The organism is Sphingobium sp. CCH11-B1, from assembly GCF_001556865.1.
GTDB lineage: Bacteria > Pseudomonadota > Alphaproteobacteria > Sphingomonadales > Sphingomonadaceae > Sphingobium.
In genome coordinates this window covers 33,202-51,829 of the sequence record NZ_LSJY01000070.1, presented here as the reverse complement: position 1 = coordinate 51,829, position 18,628 = coordinate 33,202, and the positions used below count along the sequence as shown (strand labels likewise).

16 protein-coding genes, 1 tRNA gene and 1 pseudogene are annotated in these 18,628 nt (G+C 63.8%); 5 read left to right on the top strand and 13 right to left on the bottom strand.

Features of this window, described 5'->3' with window-relative positions; genetic code table 11:
* The first annotated feature begins 7 nt into the window (after positions 1-7).
* Entirely contained in the window at positions 8-1,375 is a 1,368-nt protein-coding gene (hflX, locus tag AX724_RS07470) for a GTPase HflX (RefSeq protein ID WP_066764955.1), read from the top strand.
* A 67-nt stretch (positions 1,376-1,442) separates the two neighbouring features.
* Here the strand turns inward: hflX and AX724_RS07465 are convergent, their stop codons facing one another.
* From AX724_RS07465 to AX724_RS07410, 12 genes are all read right to left on the bottom strand, one after another.
* Positions 1,443-1,985: a tetratricopeptide repeat protein gene (locus AX724_RS07465; RefSeq protein WP_066764953.1), complete on the bottom strand. Its 543-nt coding sequence runs from the start codon at positions 1,983-1,985 to the stop codon at positions 1,443-1,445.
* 110 nt (positions 1,986-2,095) lie between these two features.
* Complete coding sequence (gene mazG, locus AX724_RS07460) at positions 2,096-2,875, bottom strand: nucleoside triphosphate pyrophosphohydrolase (protein WP_066764951.1); 780 nt, start codon at positions 2,873-2,875, stop codon at positions 2,096-2,098.
* Between the two features lie 142 nt (positions 2,876-3,017).
* Complete coding sequence (locus tag AX724_RS07455; protein ID WP_066764949.1) at positions 3,018-4,334, bottom strand: MFS transporter; 1,317 nt, start codon at positions 4,332-4,334, stop codon at positions 3,018-3,020.
* Entirely contained in the window at positions 4,331-4,948 is a 618-nt protein-coding gene (locus AX724_RS07450) for a retropepsin-like aspartic protease family protein (protein ID WP_066764946.1), read from the bottom strand. The genes AX724_RS07455 and AX724_RS07450 overlap by 4 nt, the downstream gene beginning before the upstream one ends.
* 8 nt (positions 4,949-4,956) lie before the next feature.
* Positions 4,957-5,748 carry an MBL fold metallo-hydrolase gene (locus AX724_RS07445; RefSeq protein WP_066764942.1) on the bottom strand — a complete coding sequence of 264 codons (792 nt, stop codon included), beginning with the start codon at positions 5,746-5,748 and terminating at the stop codon, positions 4,957-4,959.
* Complete coding sequence (locus AX724_RS07440; protein ID WP_231736556.1) at positions 5,745-6,545, bottom strand: TatD family hydrolase; 801 nt, start codon at positions 6,543-6,545, stop codon at positions 5,745-5,747. Before AX724_RS07440 ends, AX724_RS07445 begins: the two co-directional genes overlap by 4 nt.
* Positions 6,538-8,106, bottom strand: coding sequence for a methionine--tRNA ligase (gene metG / locus AX724_RS07435; RefSeq protein ID WP_066764941.1), 1,569 nt, complete (start codon positions 8,104-8,106; stop codon positions 6,538-6,540). The genes AX724_RS07440 and metG overlap by 8 nt, the downstream gene beginning before the upstream one ends.
* 94 nt (positions 8,107-8,200) lie before the next feature.
* The gene (locus tag AX724_RS07430) at positions 8,201-9,169 is read right to left on the bottom strand and encodes an AAA family ATPase (RefSeq protein WP_066764940.1); all 969 of its coding nucleotides are present in this window, start codon (positions 9,167-9,169) and stop codon (positions 8,201-8,203) included.
* The gene (gene tmk / locus AX724_RS07425; RefSeq protein WP_066764939.1) at positions 9,166-9,792 is read right to left on the bottom strand and encodes a dTMP kinase; all 627 of its coding nucleotides are present in this window, start codon (positions 9,790-9,792) and stop codon (positions 9,166-9,168) included. The genes AX724_RS07430 and tmk overlap by 4 nt, the downstream gene beginning before the upstream one ends.
* Entirely contained in the window at positions 9,789-10,952 is a 1,164-nt protein-coding gene (locus AX724_RS07420) for a D-alanyl-D-alanine carboxypeptidase family protein (RefSeq protein WP_066765022.1), read from the bottom strand. Before AX724_RS07420 ends, tmk begins: the two co-directional genes overlap by 4 nt.
* Before the next feature lie 47 nt (positions 10,953-10,999).
* Positions 11,000-11,992 (bottom strand): RlpA-like double-psi beta-barrel domain-containing protein, encoded by a 993-nt coding sequence (locus AX724_RS07415; RefSeq protein WP_066764938.1) that lies wholly within the window; start codon positions 11,990-11,992, stop codon positions 11,000-11,002.
* The gene (locus AX724_RS07410) at positions 11,976-13,025 is read right to left on the bottom strand and encodes a lytic murein transglycosylase (protein WP_066764936.1); all 1,050 of its coding nucleotides are present in this window, start codon (positions 13,023-13,025) and stop codon (positions 11,976-11,978) included. Before AX724_RS07410 ends, AX724_RS07415 begins: the two co-directional genes overlap by 17 nt.
* A gap of 146 nt (positions 13,026-13,171) precedes the next feature.
* On the opposite strand from AX724_RS07410, the gene AX724_RS07405 reads away from it, so the two are divergent.
* The 4 genes and pseudogenes from AX724_RS07405 to AX724_RS24395 all read left to right on the top strand — a co-directional run bounded on the left by AX724_RS07405 (position 13,172) and on the right by AX724_RS24395 (position 17,412).
* A tRNA-Ser gene (locus tag AX724_RS07405) sits at positions 13,172-13,261 on the top strand.
* 394 nt (positions 13,262-13,655) lie between these two features.
* The gene (locus tag AX724_RS07400) at positions 13,656-15,944 is read left to right on the top strand and encodes a TonB-dependent receptor plug domain-containing protein (protein WP_082733431.1); all 2,289 of its coding nucleotides are present in this window, start codon (positions 13,656-13,658) and stop codon (positions 15,942-15,944) included.
* Positions 15,944-16,567, top strand: a pseudogene (locus tag AX724_RS24915) (alkaline phosphatase D family protein); the annotation flags it as partial. The gene AX724_RS07400 and the pseudogene AX724_RS24915, both read left to right, overlap by 1 nt.
* Positions 16,568-16,629: 62 nt before the next feature.
* A complete protein-coding gene (locus tag AX724_RS24395) occupies positions 16,630-17,412 on the top strand; it encodes an alkaline phosphatase D family protein (RefSeq protein WP_269454126.1) in 783 nt (260 codons plus the stop codon).
* Here AX724_RS24395 and AX724_RS07385 read toward each other — a convergent pair.
* A complete protein-coding gene (locus AX724_RS07385) occupies positions 17,376-18,626 on the bottom strand; it encodes an MFS transporter (protein WP_269454125.1) in 1,251 nt (416 codons plus the stop codon). The genes AX724_RS24395 and AX724_RS07385 overlap by 37 nt on opposite strands.
* Between the last annotated feature and the right edge of the window lie 2 nt (positions 18,627-18,628).

Sequence of the window (18,628 nt, the reverse complement as noted above, 5' to 3'; positions counted from 1 at the left end):
AGCCTGCATGGCCATATTCAACCGCGACTCTGACGATGAAGTGGCGCGCGGCGCGCGTGCTATCGTCGTCCACGCCGAAACCCACAATGGCGCCAACGGTCATGACCGCCGCGACAGCGATGCCCGGCTGGAAGAGGCGCGCGGCCTCGCGCTCGCGATCGGCATCGACGTGCGGGCGGCGCAGGCGTTCCGCGTGCGCGACCGCAAGCCCGCGACCCTTTTCGGCAGCGGACAGGTGGACCAGATCGCGACACTGGCCCGGCAGGAGGAAGCCGAACTCATCATCGTCGACAACAGCCTGTCACCGGTGCAGCAGAGCAATCTGGAAAAGGCGACCGAAGCCAAGGTCATCGATCGCACCGGGCTGATCCTGGAAATCTTCGGCGAACGCGCGGCTACCAACGAAGGCCGATTGCAGGTGGAACTGGCGCACCTGGATTATCAGGCCGGCCGTCTCGTGCGAAGCTGGACTCACCTTGAGCGGCAACGCGGTGGCTTCGGCTTTCTTGGCGGTCCGGGCGAAACCCAGATCGAAGCGGACCGGCGGATGATCCGCGACCGCATGGCGAAGATTCGCCGTGAACTGGATCAGGTGACGCGTACGCGCGGCCTGCACCGCGCCCGGCGGCAGCGCGCGCCTTGGCCGGTTATCGCGCTGGTGGGCTATACCAATGCCGGGAAATCCACGCTTTTCAATCGGCTAACCGGTGCTGACGTCATGGCGGAGGATTTGCTCTTCGCCACGCTCGATCCCACGATGCGACAGATCGCGCTGCCCGGCCTTGATAAGGCAATCCTGTCAGACACCGTCGGCTTCGTGTCCGATCTGCCGACCCAGTTGATCGCCGCCTTCCGCGCTACGCTGGAGGAAGTGCTCTCGGCCGACCTCATCGTCCATGTCCGCGACATCGCGCACCCGGATACGGAGGCGCAACGCGACGATGTGCTTGACGTCCTGGGCGAACTGGGCGTTGCCGGCGAAGTGGTGCTGGATCGCGGGGAGGGGGAGCCCGAACCGCCGCCCATCATCGAGGCGTGGAACAAGCTCGACCTGTTGGATGCCGAAGTGGCGGCGCTGGTCCGTGAACAGGCGGGGCGGCGTGAGGATGTCGTCATCCTGTCGGCGTTGACGGGCGAGGGGATCGACCTGTTGCAACGGACGATCAGCGACCGCATGACGCGCGGGGCCAAGGTTTACGGCTTACGCATCCCCGTGTCGGACGGGGCGACCTTGGCTTGGTTGCACGAACATGGCGAAGTGCTCTTCAGCCACATCGAAGGTGAGGAAAATCGCGTGGACGTTCGCCTGTCGGATGCCGCCTTCGCCCGTTATGCAAAGCGCAGCCGGGATCAGATCTCCTCAGACGAAGCCTGAGGCGCGGCATCGGTCGTCGCGCGCGCCATGTAGCGATCCGATCCGAATAGATCGGCTTCAAAAGGCTTCAGATCAACGCTTTTTCGACAACCGAAACCGCTTGGTCCAATGAACTGGCGCGGTCGCAACTGCTGCTGCAACGGCTGCGCTGATAGCGTAGCTTGTCTAGAATATCCTGTGCGGCGTCCCGATTGCCCAACCGTATTTCGGCTAGCGCGAGCCCGGACATCGCGCCGGGATAGCCGTTGCGCCCGCGATAGAGGCTTTGTTCAAAATAGCGACGCGCAGCCGTCGGATCGCCGAGACCCAGCTTGGCCACACCCTTGAGGAAGCGTGCCTGACGGCTTTCCGTCTTGCCGACAACATTCGACAGCAGATTGTCCGCTTTCACATAGTCACCGGCCACAATCAGTTTCCTGGCGAGGCTCATATCATGATTGAGGGCCTCGCCGGGCACCGCATAATTGTCGGGTCCATAACCATTCACGGGCGTCGACACAGGAAAGCTGGACAAGCCGATATGTATCCCGGTTATGCCGGTGCCATTTTGCTGGGCCTGAGCGGGAACGGCGATAGCGGAGCAGAGGAGAAAAAGAGCAGTAAGACGCATCGCATACTCCTTCCTTTGTTCAAGAAATACAAAACTATGCCTCTTCCCTCGGCATGTCAAATACCAGTTTCAAGTCAGAACTGATCATGGGCCATGTCGATAGGACGGCATTAGAAGGATTTTTCCTGTTGCTTGGCTCGCTGCCAAAGCGCTTCCTTGTCATTGAGCGGCAGAGCGGAAAAGTCCGCGCCCGCCATGCCTTCCATGGCGCGGAACCGGCGGTCGAACTTGGCATTGGCGCGGCGCAGTGCCGCTTCCGGATCAACCTTGAGGTGGCGCGCCAGGTTGACCATGGCGAAGAGCAGATCGCCGATTTCCTCCTCGCGTTCGTCCTGTGTCGCGGCGGTCTGCACTTCGTCCAGTTCTTCCAGCACCTTAGCAATCACGCCCTGAATGTCCGGCCAATCGAACCCGGTGCGAGCCGCCCGCTTTTGCAGCTTTTCGGCGCGGAGCAGGGCGGGCAGGGCCGCAGCGACGCCGGCAAGAGCGCTTGGATCGGGCTCCTTTTCCGCTCGCTCGGCTGCCTTGATGACTTCCCATTGGGCGTGGCCGTCCTCCCGCCGGGTGCGATCGCCAAAGACATGCGGGTGGCGACGGATCATCTTGGCGGTGATGCCGTCAATCACGTCCTGCAATGCGAATTGGCCCGATTGTTCGGCCATGCGGCTATGGAACACGACTTGAAGCAGCAGGTCGCCAAGTTCGTCCTGAAGGGCCGGCATGTCCTTGCGTTGGATTGCGTCAGCCACCTCATAGGCTTCCTCGATCGTGTACGGCGCGATGGACGCGAAATCCTGTTCGATGTCCCACGGACATCCTGTGTCCGGATCGCGCAGACGCGCCATGACGTCGGCAAGCGGCATGATGTCGGCGGGACTGGCTTTGGTCATGGCGGAAGTCTCGGGATGAGGGGGTGAGAAGGAGAACGACAGGCTACAGAGATATAAGTTCGATAATATATATTATGTTAAATCGTGATCCGTGCTTATTGCGACCTGGGTGTCTATTTCGCTGTCGAACTGCCTGTGTCACTCAGTCTTCCTGGATCAGGCTGTGCTGTCGCGTGTCGCGCATCCGCACATAGACGATCAGCGAAATCGCAATCATCACCGTCACATAGACATAGAAAGCTTGTTCCATCCCGGCCTGCTTGAACCACAGCGCCACGAACTCCGCCGTGCCGCCGAACAGCGTGTTCGCCAAGGCATAAGGTAGCGCCACGCCCAGCGCGCGAATATGCGCTGGAAACAGCTCGGCTTTCACGACCGCGTTTATGGATGTGTAGCCGGTCACGATTACCAGGCCCGCCATCACCAGCAATCCGGCGCTTAACGGATCGCGCACGGTCTCCAGCACCGCAAAGATCGGATAAGTGCAGAGTACGCCAAGCGTGCCGAAGCCGATCATCAGTGGCTTTCGCCCGATCCTGTCCGAGAGCGCACCCGCGACGGGTTGCAACAGCATGAACATGAACAGCGTGATCGCGTTGATCTGCGACGCTGTTTCCCGGCTCAACCCGCTCGTGTTCACCAGGAACTTCTGCATGTAGATGCTGTAGGCGTAGAAGGCGATCGTGCCGCCCGCCGTCAACAGCATGACCGTGATGGTCTCGCGTGGGTGCTTCGTCACCAACTCGACGAAGCCGGATTTGGGCGCTCCGGCTGCCTTTGCAACCGTAAAGCTCTGGGTTTCTGCGAGGCCGCGACGCAGCCAGAAGACGATGACCGCCAATGCGCCACCAATGAAAAAGGGTATCCGCCAGCCCCACGCGTCAAGCTGCGCGGCGCTGAGCGTCGCCTGCAACAGCAGCAGGACGCAAATCGCGACCAATTGTCCGGCGATGAGGGTCACATATTGGAAGCTGGAGAAGAAACCGCGCCGGTCCCGCCCGGCCATTTCAGAGAGATAGGTCGCGCTCGCCCCATATTCGCCGCCGATGGACAGCCCCTGCATCAGTCGTGCCAGCACCAACAGCAGCGGCGCGGCCATACCGATGGTTTCATATCCCGGCGTCACGCCGATCAGCAGCGATCCCGCGCACATCAACGCCACCGACAGGGTCAGGCCGCTCTTGCGCCCGTGCCGGTCGGCATAGACGCCCATCGCCCACGCGCCGATCGGCCGCATGAGGAACCCAACCGCGAAGATGCCAGCCGCGCTCAGCAATTGCGCGGTGCGATCCTCGCTGGGGAAGAAATGCGGCGCGAAATAGAGGGTGAAGGCGGCATAGGCGTACCAGTCATACCATTCGACCAGATTGCCGGTGGACCCGCCGATAATGGCTTTCAGCCGCTCCCTTTGCGTCGGTCGACCCTGCGTTGGCGCCCCCTGCTCCGTGGCAGCATTCATGGCGTCAGCACCATTGCGCCGTCCTGCACACCCCAGCTTTTGAGGCGCGACAACATGTTCATGCCGATGACGTTCACCTCGCCAAAGGCAGGCGACACCACGACCGGTAGGTCGCTAACCGAAATCGGGCCAACCGACAGCCGGGCGATGTTCGACCGACGGGCTTCGACCTTGCCGTTGGCGGTGTTCATGATCACACCGGGTGCGGCAACGTCATAGTTGAGGCCGGCGGCCCGCGCCGTGCTGTCGGACAGGGCGGTGAAGGTCGCGCCGCTGTCGATCAGGAAGCGCGCTGGCGATCCGTTGATCGTGCCTTCCACCCAATAATGGCCGTCCGCCGCGACCGGTATGCGCAGCGACGTCCCTTGTGTGCTGGATTGTGGCAAGGGCGCAGGCGCTTCATCCGGCGTGGCGATTTCCTGATCGGCCCATCGCCCGGTGAGATAGCCCTGCCCCTGCGCCAGTTTGAACAGGCCCAGCAGCCCTGCGAAGATCGCGACCCACAGCAGCGCCATGCGCAGAAGGCCGCCCATCGGTAATTGTCGACCGATCAACGCCGATCCCACCAGGACGATCGCCAGCAGATACCAAAGGATCGACGCCGACTGCTCCATCTTTCGCCTCAGCCCCCCTGTTCGACCGCCGGCAACGTCACCGTCATCCCGTCATAGCCCGGTTCCACGCCGGAAGGGAGGCCTCGCCGCAGCCGATGATAATCCATGCTCTGGTCCATGTGGGTCAGGATGGCGCGCATGGGTCGCGCGGCGGCAATGCCGTCCAGCGTCATGGCAAGATGCGCGTGGGTCGGGTGCGGCCGTTCGCGAAGGGCATCCACCACCCAGATGTCCAGTCCATCGTAAAGGGCCAGCATGCCAGGCGTGATCTCATGGAAATCCGTGGCATAGCCGATGGATCGGCCAGCATGTTCGAAGCGGAAGCCGGTGGAATATACCTCGCCATGGGGTTGATCGACGCAGCCTATGTCGATGTCGCCGATGCGCAGCCTGTCGGACAGCGCATGGCCGTCGACCGTCGATGGATAGCCATTCCTGCCATGGAAGACGTAACCAAAGCGCTGCTGCAGAAGCGCCAGCGTTTCCGCGCGCGCATAGCCTGGCACCGGGGCGCCGCGGTGATGATAGATCTGCCGCACATCGTCCAGCCCGTGGCAATGGTCCGCATGATCGTGGGTCCACAGGATGGCGTCGATATCAATGACATCGGCGGCCAACAACTGCATGCGCATGTCTGGCGACGTGTCGACCAGGATGCGGGTGGTCGGACTTTCGACCAATATGGAAACGCGCGTGCGCCGGTTCTTCGGCTCCGTGGGGTCGCAATCGCCCCAATCATTGCCGATGCGCGGCACCCCCGACGATGTGCCGCAGCCCAGGATGGTGAGCGTCAGGCTCATGCCGCCTTGGCAAACAGGGTGCGGAAATTGGCCGAAGTGGCGGCTCCGAGCGTTTCGACGCTTTCGCCGCGCAGACCAGCGAGGAAGGCCGCCGTATCAGCGACATAGGCAGGCTCGCACGGTTTGCCCCTATGCGGCACCGGCGCGAGGAAGGGCGAATCCGTTTCGATCAGCAGCCGGTCGAGCGGCAGCCGCTTGGCCGTGTCCTGCAAATCCTTGGCGCTTTTGAAGGTCACGATGCCGGAAATGCTGATGTAGAAGCCAAGCTCCATCGCTGCGTCGGCGAAGGCGCCGCTGGCGGTGAAACAATGGATCACCCCGCTATAGGCCCCCTTCCCCATCTCATCGCGCAGGATACGCAACGTATCCTCCTCCGCATCGCGGGTATGGACGATCAGCGGCAGCCCGGTTTCGCGGCATGCGACGATATGGGCGCGAAAGCTCGTCTGCTGCCGTTCGCGGTCGCTATGGTCGTAATAATAATCGAGCCCCGTCTCGCCAATGCCCACTACCCGTGGATGCGCCGCCCGCTCGACCAGCTTGGCCGTATCGACGTGGGGATGCTCGTCCGCCTCATGCGGATGGATGCCGACGGTCGCCCATACATCCGGCTCCCTGACCGCCGTCTCCAGCACTGCGTCCCATTCGCTCTCCCGGGTCGCGATGTTCAGCATCGTGCCCACGCCGCGCGCCCGCGCCCGTTCAAGCACATTGGCTTGATCCTCAATCAACCCCTTGTAATTCAAGTGGCAATGGCTGTCGATCAGGCTGGGAGCGGGGAACATGGTGTCAGGCATCCTCCGCCGGCAATTCCAGGCGCGGGAACAGCGGCTTTGACGGCTCGACCGTAAAGCCGCTTTCCGCCAGTTCCGAATACCAGTGACCGCCTATCCCTGCAGGACTGCGGCGGTTGTCAGGCACACCCATATGGTCCAGCAGCGCGGTGGCGCTCGCCGGGATCACCGGCAGGATCGCAACCGCCAGTTGCGCGATGGCGATGTAGAGCGTCGCAAGCACGGTCTCCATTCGCTCAGGGTCGGTCTTGCGCAGCGTCCATGGCGCTTGCGCGTCGATATATTGGTTGCAGGCGAAACAGGCGCGCAGCCAATGTTCGATCGCGCCGGACAACGCCAGCTCGTCAATGGCGGCCGGCATGTCCGTGCGTACCACGCGATCGATGAAGGCGAACAATTCCGCGTCTGCCGCATCATGGCCGCGAACGGCGGGAAGCCGCCCCGCCAGGTTCTTGGCGATGAAACTGAGCGTCCTCTGCGCCAGATTGCCGAACGCGTTGCCCAGGTCGCTGTTCGATCGCTGGACGATCGCTTCGGCGCTGTAGCTCCCGTCATTGCCGAAGGTGACTTCCGAAAGCAGGAAATAGCGCAGCTGATCCACGCCGAATTTTTCGGCCAGTTCCATCGGGTCCGCGACATTGCCCAGCGACTTGGACATCTTCTCGCCCCGATTGAGCAGGAAGCCGTGGCCGAACACCCGCTGCGGCAGAGGCAGCTTCGCGCTCATCAGGAAAGCCGGCCAGTAAACCGCATGAAATCGCACGATATCCTTGCCGATGATATGAGTGATATCGCCGCCTTCCGACCAATAACGCGCCATCCGCTCCCGGTCGTCGGGATAGCCGCAGCCGGTAAGGTAATTGGTGAGCGCGTCGACCCACACATACATGACATGGCCTTCGGAGCCCGGCACCTTGACGCCCCAATCGAAGCTGGTGCGCGAGACGCTAAGGTCGGATAGCCCGCCCTCCACGAAGCGCATCACCTCATTGCGGCGGCTTTCCGGCTGAATGAACCGGGGATGATCGCGATACAGTGCCAGCAGCCGGTCCTGATAGGCCGACAGGCGGAAGAACCAGCTTTCCTCGACGGTCCATTCGACCGGCGTACCCTGAGGAGAGAGTTTGGCACCCCCTTCCCCTTCGACGATCTCCTTCTCGTCGTAAAATGCCTCGTCACGAACCGAATACCAGCCTTCGTAACGGCCAAGATACAGGTCGCCGCTGGCCTCCATCGCCTTCCAGATGGCCTGGCTTGCCCGATGATGATCGGGTTCGCTAGTGCGGATGAAACGATCGAAACTGATGTTCAGTCCATCGTTCATCGCCCTGAAATAGGACGCCATTTCATCCGCCAGAGCCTGAGGCTCCATGTCCCGGCCACGCGCCGTCTGCGCCATTTTGAGGCCATGTTCGTCAGTGCCTGTCTGGAAGAAGACGTCGCGGCCCATCATTCGCTGGAATCGGGCGATCGCGTCGGTGGCGATCACTTCATAGGCATGGCCAATATGCGGGCGGCCGTTGGGATAGGATATGGCGGTCGTGATGGTGAATGGCTTCGACATGCCGCCTCCCTAAAGCGATTTCCGCCCGGATGGAACATGCGACGACTTCGAAATTGCGCAAAAGGCATGGTGCGCCGCCAGCGCGGGCGCTCCGTCAGTCAGGGCTGGCGAGCGCCGCAACATGCCCCGCGAGTTCGAAGACGACGGCGGACGGCTCCAGCGACAGGATTACCGCGCCGCCCGCCAGATGCCGCGCTTTTTCCCAATGGTCCAGCGCCTTCCCCAAGGCAGGCCCGGTGCGGCCGCGTGCCGCCTGGGCGATGAAGGCGGGCACCCGCTCCAAAAATGCCTCATAACGCGGCTTTGCGGATTTGAGCGCCAACGACTTGGCCAGAGCCAGGCGGCGGCGATTGTCCGGATCGCCCTCCGCGGAGAGCGTCGCCAATATATCCTCGATTTCCGTGAGATTGAGTCCGGCATAGCGCAAGGCCTGACCGGGGGATCCTTGCCCCGCACGAACCAGCGCGTCGATCTCTCGCGGCGACAGGCTGTCATCTGTCCGTTTGAGGATGACGCGCATCGCACCTTCGTCCAGCGCATCGAACCGCAGGGTGCGGCAGCGCGACCGGATGGTGGGGAGCAACCTTCCAGGCGCGTGGCTGACCAGCAGGAACAGCATGTCGGCGGGCGGCTCCTCCAGCGTCTTGAGCAGCGCGTTGGCCGCGCCACGCTCCAGATCGTCGGCGCTGTCGATGACGACGATCCGCCGCGAAGAGAGGGACGGCGCGGACTGGATCAGCCGCTGCAGCCCGCGCACCTGATCCACGCTGATGTTGCGCGCGGTGACGCCGTCCTTTTCCAGTGGGGCGAGTTCCGCATAATCAGGATGGGCGGACGCCTCGATCAGCTTTCGGATGGGGTGATTGTCTGGCGCGCCCAGCCCCTCTCCGCCAACCGCTGGCCCCGCCGCATCGGCCAGCAACCGCATCGCAAGCGCGCGCGCAAACAGGCCTTTGCCCACGCCCCTGGGACCGGCAAGTATCCAGCCATGATGCATGCGGCCGCTGCTTGCCGCCGCCATCATCGATCGGGCCTGCGCGTCATGGCCCAGGACCGTCGTCATGGCAGCAGATCCGCCAGCATCGACATCAGGCGCGCGGTAACCTCCGCAGCAGGGCCGGCAGCGTCGACCGTGCGGAAACGCTCCGGCTCCTGCGCGGCGAAGCGGGTGAAGGCATCCGCCACGGCGCGGTGGAATTCGCTTGCCCGTCCGCCGATACGGTCGCTGATGTCGCCGTCGCGCGCCTTCGCCCGATCAGCGGCTTCTTCTTCCGGCAGCGTCAGAAAGAATGTGCGGTCGGGCAGGAACCCGTCACTGCCGATCCGGTGCAGCGCCAATATGTCGGCGTCGGTCAGCGCGCCCTGCCCCTGATAGGCGCGGCTCGAATCGAGGAACCGATCAGACAATACCCATGCACCCCGCTCCAGCGCCGGGCGAATCGTCCTTTCGATATGATCGGCCCGCGCCGCCGCGAACAGCAACGCTTCGGCGCGCGGGCTCCATCGATCCGCCCCGCCGGTCAGCAACAGGGTGCGGATTGCCTCCCCCCCTTCGCTGCCGCCCGGCTCGCGTGTCTCGACCACGTCCAATCCTGCGTCGCGCAAAGCGGTGGCGAGCGCGCGCAACTGGGTCGACTTGCCAGCGCCCTCGCCGCCTTCCAGCGTGATGAACCGCCCTCGGCTCACCCGAACAGAGACTTCATGCCGTTCCACAGCCGCCCGAACAAACCGGCTTCGCCGACATCCTCACCCGCCACCAGCGGCATCACCTGAGGCGGCGTGTCGGGCGTCTGGACGATCAGTTGGGCGATTTGCTGCCCCTTGGCGATCGGCGCCTTGATCGGGCCGGTATAGACCACCTTCACCTGCACATTGGCGGACGCCGTGCGCGGCAGGGTGACCGCCAGGTTCTGCGGCGCGACGAGCGGCACGCTGGTCGCGCTGCCCATCTGCACCTCCGCCGTCTCGACCGTCTGTCCCTTCTTGAACAGCGGCTGCGCCTTCCACGCCTTGAAGCCCCAGTCCATGAAGCGCACCGATTCCGAGATGCGGCCGTTGAAACTGGTCAGTCCCGCGACGACCATCACCAGGCGGCGGCCATCCTGTTCGGCAGAGCCGGTGAAGCCATAGCCCGCCTCTTCCGTGTGGCCGGTCTTAAGGCCGTCCGCGCCAGCGATCTTGCCAAGAATCGGATTGCGGTTCGCTTGGTTGATGTCCGCTCCGCCCATGGTCTTCCCCCAGGTGAAGGAGGTGGTGGCGTAGAAGCGTTTATAGAGATCCGGCGTCTCTTCGATGGTCGCCTGCGCCAGCTTCGCCAGATCCTCGGCCGTCACATAGGTAACGCCTTCGTCTGGCCAGCCATTGCTGGTGCCGAAATGGCTGTTCTTCAGGCCCAGGCGCTTGGCTTCCTCGTTCATCAGCGCGACGAATGCCTGTTCGGTCCCGGCAATACCCTCCGCCAGAACGACGCAGGCATCGTTGCCGGACAGGGTCACGATACCGTGCAGCAGATTTTCAACCGAAACCTGCTCGCCGGCCGACAGGAACATGGTCGATCCTGCCTGGGGGCCATGCCACTGCTTCCATGTTTCCGGGCGCACGGTGAATTTCGTGTCCAGCTTCAGCTCGCCCTTCTGGATCAGGCGGAAAGCGACATGCGCCGTCATCATCTTTGCCATGGAAGCCGGGGGCATCCGCGTCTCGCCGCCCTTGTCATAGAGCACCGCGCCCGACGACAGATCCTTCATATAGGCGATGGGCGCTTCGCTGGTGTAGGGCGGCGCGGCGGCGATCAGCGGCTGCGCCAGCAACCCAGCGGCAAGGAGGAGGGCAACGCTCTTCTTCATCGGATAAGGGCCTTCAATAAATGGAATCATGTGCGGACGCGCCGTGACTATCGCGCGTCATTACTGACGATCCGGCCATTCTCAAACCCCTTCGCTGCCGCTGCCTTTATGGCCGCCTGCGCGGCCTGAAGCGTGGGATAGGGGCCGAGCCGAACACGCCACATCGTGCCCGCCTGTTCGACGCGCGCCCCTGCGCTCTTCGCCACCTGCTGCGCACGCGCTTGTGAAGAAAAAGCGCCGATCTGTACGTCGTAGCGCCCCTGCGCAGCGTTGGCAGGCGGGCTCGGCATCGCCGCCGCCTCCTTCGCGGCGGGCGGTTTGCGGGTCGGGCTGGTTAAAGCCGGGGCGACCGTGGCGGGCGGAGGCGCCGGTCGGTCGAAATCCGCTCCGGGACGCGAGGGCGCGACCTCCGTGCTTGCCGGCGCTGTCGCGGCTTTCCTGCCTAGCGCGCCCTGCTTGGATCGGGGCGAGATATTTGCCGCTGATTGCTGCGGCAGCTTGCCCCGCAATGCCTTCAGCAAGGGCGCGGGGGTTTCCAGCCGTTCGGCCGCTCGCCCGCCACCACGAAGCACCGCCTTTTCCTGCTCGGGCGGATTGACGCGACGGACGCGCACGGCGGCGTCGTCTCCCACGATGCCCAACTGTTCCCTTGCGCCGCTGGACAGGGCGATGATGCGATCATTACGCATCGGCCCACGATCGTTGACCCGCACCAGGATAGTGCGACCGCTGTCCAGCGCCGTCACCTCGACATAGCTGGGCAGCGGAAGCGTCTTGTGGGAGGCTGTGACGGCAGTCGGCACAAAGGACTCGTCTGTCGCCGTCTTGCCATCCGGGCCGCCGCTCTGCTGCGACGCGGCGTAGCCGACCTCGTCATAATAAGCGGGATCAGCCGGGGTGTAGGTCACGCCTTCGACGGTGAAGGGCGCGCCGAGAACCGCCGCTCCGTCCGGTCCCGCCTGCGCCTCCGCCCAGCCCCCGGACAGGCCCAAAGCCAGCATCATGGCGGCCAGCGCCACCCCCTTATTGTTTGACCGCATCCGCCAGCAACCCCACCGACAAGGCATAGAAATTGGAACAATTATAATCGAGTATCGCGCGATAATTGCTGGTCAGCAGATAGGCGGTCCTGCCCGGCCCGTCCGGCTCCAGCAGCGTCGCCAGGACATCATCGGCCGCCCATGCGCCCGAAGCGGGCGCGATGCCCAGCCGTCGCCATTCCGCCATGGTCAGCCACCGGCTGTGCCGGTTGAACACGCGCGGGCAGCGGGCCGGCGTCGTCCGGGCGGCGAGCGCCGTGCGGTCCAGCCCGGATGGGACGATCACCGCCACACCCCATGGCTGCCCCCGCCGCCACCCCGACTGCACGAAATAATTGGCGATGGAGGCGAGCGCGTCAGCCTCGCTGGTCCAGATGTCCGCCTTGCCGTCGCCATCACCGTCCTTGGCGACGCGCAGGTAGACGCTGGGCAGGAACTGGGGATAGCCGGTCGCGCCCGCCCAGCTGCCCACCAGCCGGCTACGCGGCACGCCGTTGTCCAGCATTTTGAGGGTAGCGAGCAGTTCCGGTTCGAACAGCGCCCGCCTGCGTCCTTCCCAGGATAATGTCGCCAGCGACCGGATCAGGTCGAAATCGCCAGTGTACGACCCGTAATTGGTCTCATGGCCATAGATGGCGACCATGATCTCTTCCGGAACGCCGGTTTCCGCCTCGATCCGCCCGAGCCGCGCACGGTTCGCCTGATAGACGCTGCGCCCGCGACCAATGCGCGCCGCATCGACATGGGTCCGCCGATAGGGTTCGAAATTGGGGATGGGGGAATAGGCGCCGCCGCCCGGCTGGCTCTGGTCCAGCTGGATGACGCGCGGATTAGGGGTCAGCGTCGGGAACACGCCGTTCAGCGTGGCATCGCTGATCCCCATTGCCCGTGCCTTGGGTCGCAATGTTTCGAGATAGGTCTGGAAAGCCGCGTCGTCCTGCGCATCGGCACGCTGGGCCGGCGCTATACCGGCGAAGATCGCGGTGAGGGCCAGCAGGGCGGATGGCAGGATGTAGCGCAGAGAATCTCCCATGCCCCTTTGTTGCACAGCCCATGCCGCAGGTGAATCCCCTATCGCCGTCATCGCTCCTCCGAGGCGATGAACCGATGGCCTGTGTCGGCGCGCCGGCATTTATCGCTTGGCATCGGCGCGCGGCACGCTAGGAAGCGTCGGTCAAAGGACAGGTGGCCGAGTGGTTTAAGGCAGCGGTCTTGAAAACCGCCGTGGGTTTACGCTCACCGTGGGTTCGAATCCCACCCTGTCCGCCACTTGCCGCTGTATCCTACTCGTGAGCCGCAGCTTCTTCGCCAGTATAGCGCATCCTGCAGCGATGGCTCGAGCTGTACCCGATCCACGGCTTCAGCCGCTGCTGATCTCGACACCGTTTTGGCGATCATGTCGATTGGCAACAGGACGACGGTGTCGGATGCGCCGATGGAGGTCGCCTTGCCCAATTGGATTGGCAATGCAGTTGCCGATCGACATAAGCACCCGAGCAACCGTCAGGAAATGGACCGGAGCTGAATCGGCATCGATTTTCCGCTCATGTGATTATTTCACTTTGATGACGTTGCTGTTGATCAATCCGCAACACATGTGCCGATGCGATCACTAACCGGCGCGGTGACATATCATTAAGGCTGTCCCTGGAAAGGGGCTCCCATGCACAGAACTGGTTTGCTGACGAGCGCGCTGCTCTTTACGAGTGCCGTGCAAGCACAAGAAATTGGGGTCGATGAGCCGAACAGCGACATCGTCGTAACCGGGACGCGATCGGCCGGACGTGCCGTGCTTGCATCGTCTGCACCCATCGATGTGGTCTCCGGAGAGATGCTCGGTGCATCTGGCTACGCCGACCTTGGTCGGGCGCTCAATTTCCTCGAACCTTCGGTCAACTTCGCGCGCGCGGCGACGACCGCCACGGCGGCCAACACGAAGCCGATTACCTTGCGTGGCCTCGCGCCCGATCAGACCTTGGTGCTGGTCAACGGCAAGCGCTGGCATGCCAACGCCGTCCTCAACGTCAACAACAGCATCGGTCGTGGATCGGCGGCGGTCGACCTCGACAGTATCCCCGCAAATGCGATCGAGCGGATCGAAGTGCTCCGCGACGGTGCCGCAGCGCAATATGGGTCGGACGCGATTGCTGGCGTCGTCAATATCATCCTGAAGTCCAACGCCTCCGGCGGCACCGCCGATCTCAAGGCCGGGATCACGGAAGAAGGCGACGGCGAGAATGTCACGCTCGGCGCAAGCCATGGTTTCGCGATCGGCGACGGCGGCCATGTGACGCTTAGCGCGATGGCCCGCGCCGAGCAGCCTACCAACCGCGCGTTCATTGACCAACGCTTTGGACGGGTGACCTACAGGATCGGCGATCCCAGGTCGCGAATCGCGAGCGCCGCATTTGACGCTGAACTGCCCGCCGGCGCGTTCAACCTCTATTCTTTTGGCACGCTGACCCGCAAGATTTCCAACAACGGCGCGGGCTTTCGCGTACCCGGCTTCTCGCCGCTGTACCCGAACGGCTTCCTGCCCATTATCGAGCCGCATATCTGGGACATTGGTGCCACCGTCGGCGCGACCGGCGACCTTGCCGGGATCAAGGTCGATCTGAGCCAGAGCTACGGATATAACAAGGCCGACTTCGACGTGTTTGACACGGCCAATGTCTCGCTCGGCCTCAACAGTCCGACACGGTTCGATTCAGGCGGCGTCGCCTATCATCAATATGTGACCGACCTTACCCTTTCGCATTCGCTGGACGGCGTCCTAGCTGGCGGCAACATCGCGGCGGGTGGCCAATATCGTCACGAGCGCTACAGCATCCGCGATGGCGAGCCCGCCGCCTATTTCGGGCTCGGCGCCGATGGCTTCGCCGGCTTCAATCCGCGCAATCCGACCAGCGCCGGGCGCGACGCCTATGCCGCCTTTCTCGACATCGAACGGCGTCCAGTTCGCCATCTGCTCCTTGGTGGCGCAGCGCGCTACGACCATTATGACGATTTCGGCGGCCGGGTGACCTGGCGCGCGACGGCGCGCTACGATCTCCTGCGCGGGCTGGCGGTGCGCGGCACGATCGGCACGGGCTTCAAGGCGCCGTCACTGCAGCAGCAATATTTCAGCGCCGTCGCCGGCGCACTGAGCGCGGGCAAGCTCGTCACCGTGGGAACGCTTCCCGTGTCCGATCCGGTTGCCCGGGCGCTGGGCGCTGTCCCGCTCAAGGCCGAGCGATCGCGTAACATCACCGGGGGCGTCGTGATCGGTCCATTCGGCGGCTTTTCCTTCACCGCCGACTACTTCCACATCCGTATCCGGGACCGGATTGCGCTGAGCGAGCAGCTCGGTGGCGCCGCAGTCGCAGCGATCCTCGCCAATGCCGGCATCACCAGCTTCCAGCAGGTCCGCTTCTTCACCAACGCGATCGACACGACGACCGATGGCGTGGAAGTAACGGCGCGCTGGCAGGGCAGCATCGCCCCCGACTCGCGGCTCGCCGTTTCGGCCGGCTATGGCCGTTTCATCACCGATCTCGATCGGCTTGGCGCGAACCCCGCCATTCCTGGCCTGCCGCTGCTCGCGAACAAATCCATCCTCTTCATCACCAAGGCCCAGCCCAAGGACAAGATCACGGCACAGGCGTCCCTGACACATGGCTGGTTCGATGCCGGCCTCAATGTCGCGGCGTTCGGCACCTATACCTCAGCACCATTGTCGGCGACGCAGACCTTCGACGGCAAGACCACGGTCGACGTATCGGCCGGTTACGAGGTCGTGCCCGGCGTGCGGCTGGGCGCGGGGGTCCTCAACCTCTTCGACGCCAGACCCGACCAGATCGCCGATCAGGTCAATGTCATCGCAGCAACCGGCGGCAGCTTTCCCACCGGAGAGGAGACGCCCATCGGGCTGAACGGTCGATCCTATTACATGCGTCTGTCGGCACGTTTCTGATGATCGAGCGCCGCACGCTTCTGCGTAGCGCGGCCGCGGCCGCGGCGATGCGCTTCATAACGGCGGGCGCCAATGCGCGTCCCGTCGCGCGTCCCCGATTTTCAGGTGACCCCTTTGCGCTGGGCGTTGCGTCGGGCGAACCGTCGCACGACGGCTTCGTGCTCTGGACGCGGGTAATGGGAACGGAGGAGGACAGCGCGCCGGCTTTCGAGATCGCACTCGACGACAATTTCCGCCGGATCGTTCGCGCCGGCAGGATCGCGGCGCCGATCGCTCGTGGCGGTGCGGTCCATCTGGAGGTACAGGGCCTTCCCGCCGGGCGGCCCTATTTCTACCGTTTCCATCTTGGCGGAACGACAAGCCGGGTCGGCCGGACCATGACGATCGACCCGCATATACGGCAATTGCGGCTGGCGCTTACCTCCTGCCAGCATTGGGAGCAGGGCTGGTTCAGCGCATATGCCGATATGCCGGCGCAGAATGTCGATATCGTGCTTCAGGTCGGCGATTATATCTATGAGAAGTCGTTCGGGGCAGGGCCGGACGTGCGCAGCTTCGGCGCGCCGGAACCTGTATCCTTGGCCGACTACCGCGCCCGATACGCGCTCTATCGCACCGACGCCCTTCTCGCCGACGCGCATGCAAACATGCCATTCCTCGTGACCTGGGACGATCATGAGGTCCCGTGCGATTCCTCCGTCGCCGGGCGGCCGCCTACCAAGCCTATTTCGAGCATATGCCGCTGCGCCCGAGCGTGTTCCGCGCGGACGGCGAGGTTCGCCTCTATCGCCGGTTGCAATGGGGCGACCTCGCCTCGATGCATGTGCTGGACAGCCGGCAATATCGGACGCCGCACCCCTGCGCGACTTCTACGGAACGCGCGGGGCAGGTCGTCGATGCATGCCCGGCCGCGACCGATCCTGCCGCCACAATGCTTGGCTTCGCGCAGGAACGATGGCTGGCGGCGGGACTGCGCGATGACAAGGCGAAATGGAACCTGATCGCACAGCAGACCCTGTTCTCGCGCCTATTCCTGCCCCAGGGCCGCGAGGCGCGCTATTCCGACATCTGGGACGGCTATGGCGCCACGCGCGATCGGATGCTGTCCGCGGTAGCCAAAGCGTCCGTCCGCAATCCGGTCATCCTGGGGGGCGATGTCCATTCCTTCTGGCTGAACGATGTGAAGCAGGTTTTCGACCGCGAGCAATCCCCCGTTGTCGCGACAGAGATCGTCACCTCCTGCCTCGCCTCGCGAAATGGCCCCGCAACGCTATTCGGACCAGCAAAGGGGCTGAACCCGCATGTCCGCTTTCTCGATAACGCCCATGCCGGCTACACGCTGCTCGAAATAACGCCCGACAGGCTGGCGATCGACATGCGCTCGGTGAACGATCTCACGGATCCTGCCAGCCGCTGCACCAGCCTGGGGCGCTATGTTGTCGAGGATGGTCGGCCCGGGATCGCGTAGCTCCGGCGCTGGGCGAGGTTCGCGAAAGCGGCAGACAAGGCGCTCAAGGTGAAGATGACCGGCAGAAGCCACATCAGCACGCCGCCGAGCGCGTTCCTGTCGCCTGTGGCGTCGGTCAGCAGACCGACAAGGGCGGGGCCGGCGGCAAGGCCGACAAGATTGACGACTGCGATCGCGAGCCCGTGTCGACGACCACGCAGATGCGCGGGCGTCATTTCCTGCAGGGCGGCGGGCCCCGACGACAGTGCGATCGCGGCGAATAGCATCGCCGGCGCCAGCAGGACGACGGCTATTGCGAGCGATGACGAAAATAGCAGGGGCGCAATCAGTGCGACAGCAAAGTTCGCCATGGCAAACCAGACGAGGCTTCCGAGCCGGACCTTCAGCCATCTGCGCGCGGCCGCCCGGATTGCGGTGCTGCCCCCGACGCCGCCGAGCAGAATCGCACCGCCCATGAGCCAGGCCGCATGCGAGGGCGCAAGATGGTGCGAGCGGACGAGCCATATCGCACCCCAGGCCACCAATGCGTGAACGCCCATCGCGGCCAGTGCCAGGGCGAGGTTGGTGCCGACGATCGTCCACCAATTTGCCGGTGCCCGACCATTGACCACTTGCCGCTCACGCCTCAACGGTTCGGGCCAAAGAGCAAGCGCTGCGGCCGTGGCAAGACTGCTGCCGCCAACGAGCGCCGAAAGGCCGAGTGACGAACGGTCGCTCATCAGGAAGCCGCCAAGCAGCAATGTGAGAGCGACGCCGATGAACGGAGCGAGGGCGAAAACTGCGGCCGCCCGGCCAATGCGGTCGGGCCGGGCGACATCGCCAAGCGCCGAATAACAGGCAGGCACCAGCGCGGCATGGCCGATGCCGATCGCCACACGGTTGAGCAGGACCATTTCGGTCGTAGCAGGGAAAGCGCTTGCAATGGTGGCGAGGCTGGCGAGCCCCATGCCGCAACCCGCCAGCCTCAATCTGTCGGAGCGATCCGCCAACCATCCGGCCGGCATGGCCAGCAGCGCATAAGGCAGGGCGAAGCAGCCATTGACGAGAATCGCGATAGCCCCATCGGTCAGCCCCAGCCGTAGTTGCAGTATTTCAGCCGAGATCATGGGCAGTTGCCGTTGGCCAAAGGCAAGCGCATAGATCACGAACAGCAAGGCCAGCAGACCTGGTCGTTCGTCGCAAGGCCGAGGATCTGGCTTCGTCGCGATTCCCATCA

What these genes read in the sequence shown, in the direction of transcription:
- AX724_RS07455 (WP_066764949.1), bottom strand. Translation starts at nt 4,334, where the DNA reads ATGAATGCTGCCACGGAGCAGGGGGCGCCAACGCAGGGTCGACCGACG.
- AX724_RS07410 (WP_066764936.1), bottom strand. Translation starts at nt 13,025, where the DNA reads ATGGGAGATTCTCTGCGCTACATCCTGCCATCCGCCCTGCTGGCCCTC.
- AX724_RS07385 (WP_269454125.1), bottom strand. Translation starts at nt 18,626, where the DNA reads ATGGGAATCGCGACGAAGCCAGATCCTCGGCCTTGCGACGAACGACCA.
- AX724_RS07430 (WP_066764940.1), bottom strand. Translation starts at nt 9,169, where the DNA reads ATGACGACGGTCCTGGGCCATGACGCGCAGGCCCGATCGATGATGGCG.
- AX724_RS07415 (WP_066764938.1), bottom strand. Translation starts at nt 11,992, where the DNA reads ATGCGGTCAAACAATAAGGGGGTGGCGCTGGCCGCCATGATGCTGGCT.
- AX724_RS07440 (WP_231736556.1), bottom strand. Translation starts at nt 6,545, where the DNA reads ATGCCTGACACCATGTTCCCCGCTCCCAGCCTGATCGACAGCCATTGC.
- AX724_RS07445 (WP_066764942.1), bottom strand. Translation starts at nt 5,748, where the DNA reads ATGAGCCTGACGCTCACCATCCTGGGCTGCGGCACATCGTCGGGGGTG.
- AX724_RS07450 (WP_066764946.1), bottom strand. Translation starts at nt 4,948, where the DNA reads ATGGAGCAGTCGGCGTCGATCCTTTGGTATCTGCTGGCGATCGTCCTG.
- mazG (WP_066764951.1), bottom strand. Translation starts at nt 2,875, where the DNA reads ATGACCAAAGCCAGTCCCGCCGACATCATGCCGCTTGCCGACGTCATG.
- AX724_RS07400 (WP_082733431.1), top strand. Translation starts at nt 13,656, where the DNA reads ATGCACAGAACTGGTTTGCTGACGAGCGCGCTGCTCTTTACGAGTGCC.
- metG (WP_066764941.1), bottom strand. Translation starts at nt 8,106, where the DNA reads ATGTCGAAGCCATTCACCATCACGACCGCCATATCCTATCCCAACGGC.
- AX724_RS07465 (WP_066764953.1), bottom strand. Translation starts at nt 1,985, where the DNA reads ATGCGTCTTACTGCTCTTTTTCTCCTCTGCTCCGCTATCGCCGTTCCC.
- AX724_RS07420 (WP_066765022.1), bottom strand. Translation starts at nt 10,952, where the DNA reads ATGAAGAAGAGCGTTGCCCTCCTCCTTGCCGCTGGGTTGCTGGCGCAG.
- hflX (WP_066764955.1), top strand. Translation starts at nt 8, where the DNA reads ATGGCCATATTCAACCGCGACTCTGACGATGAAGTGGCGCGCGGCGCG.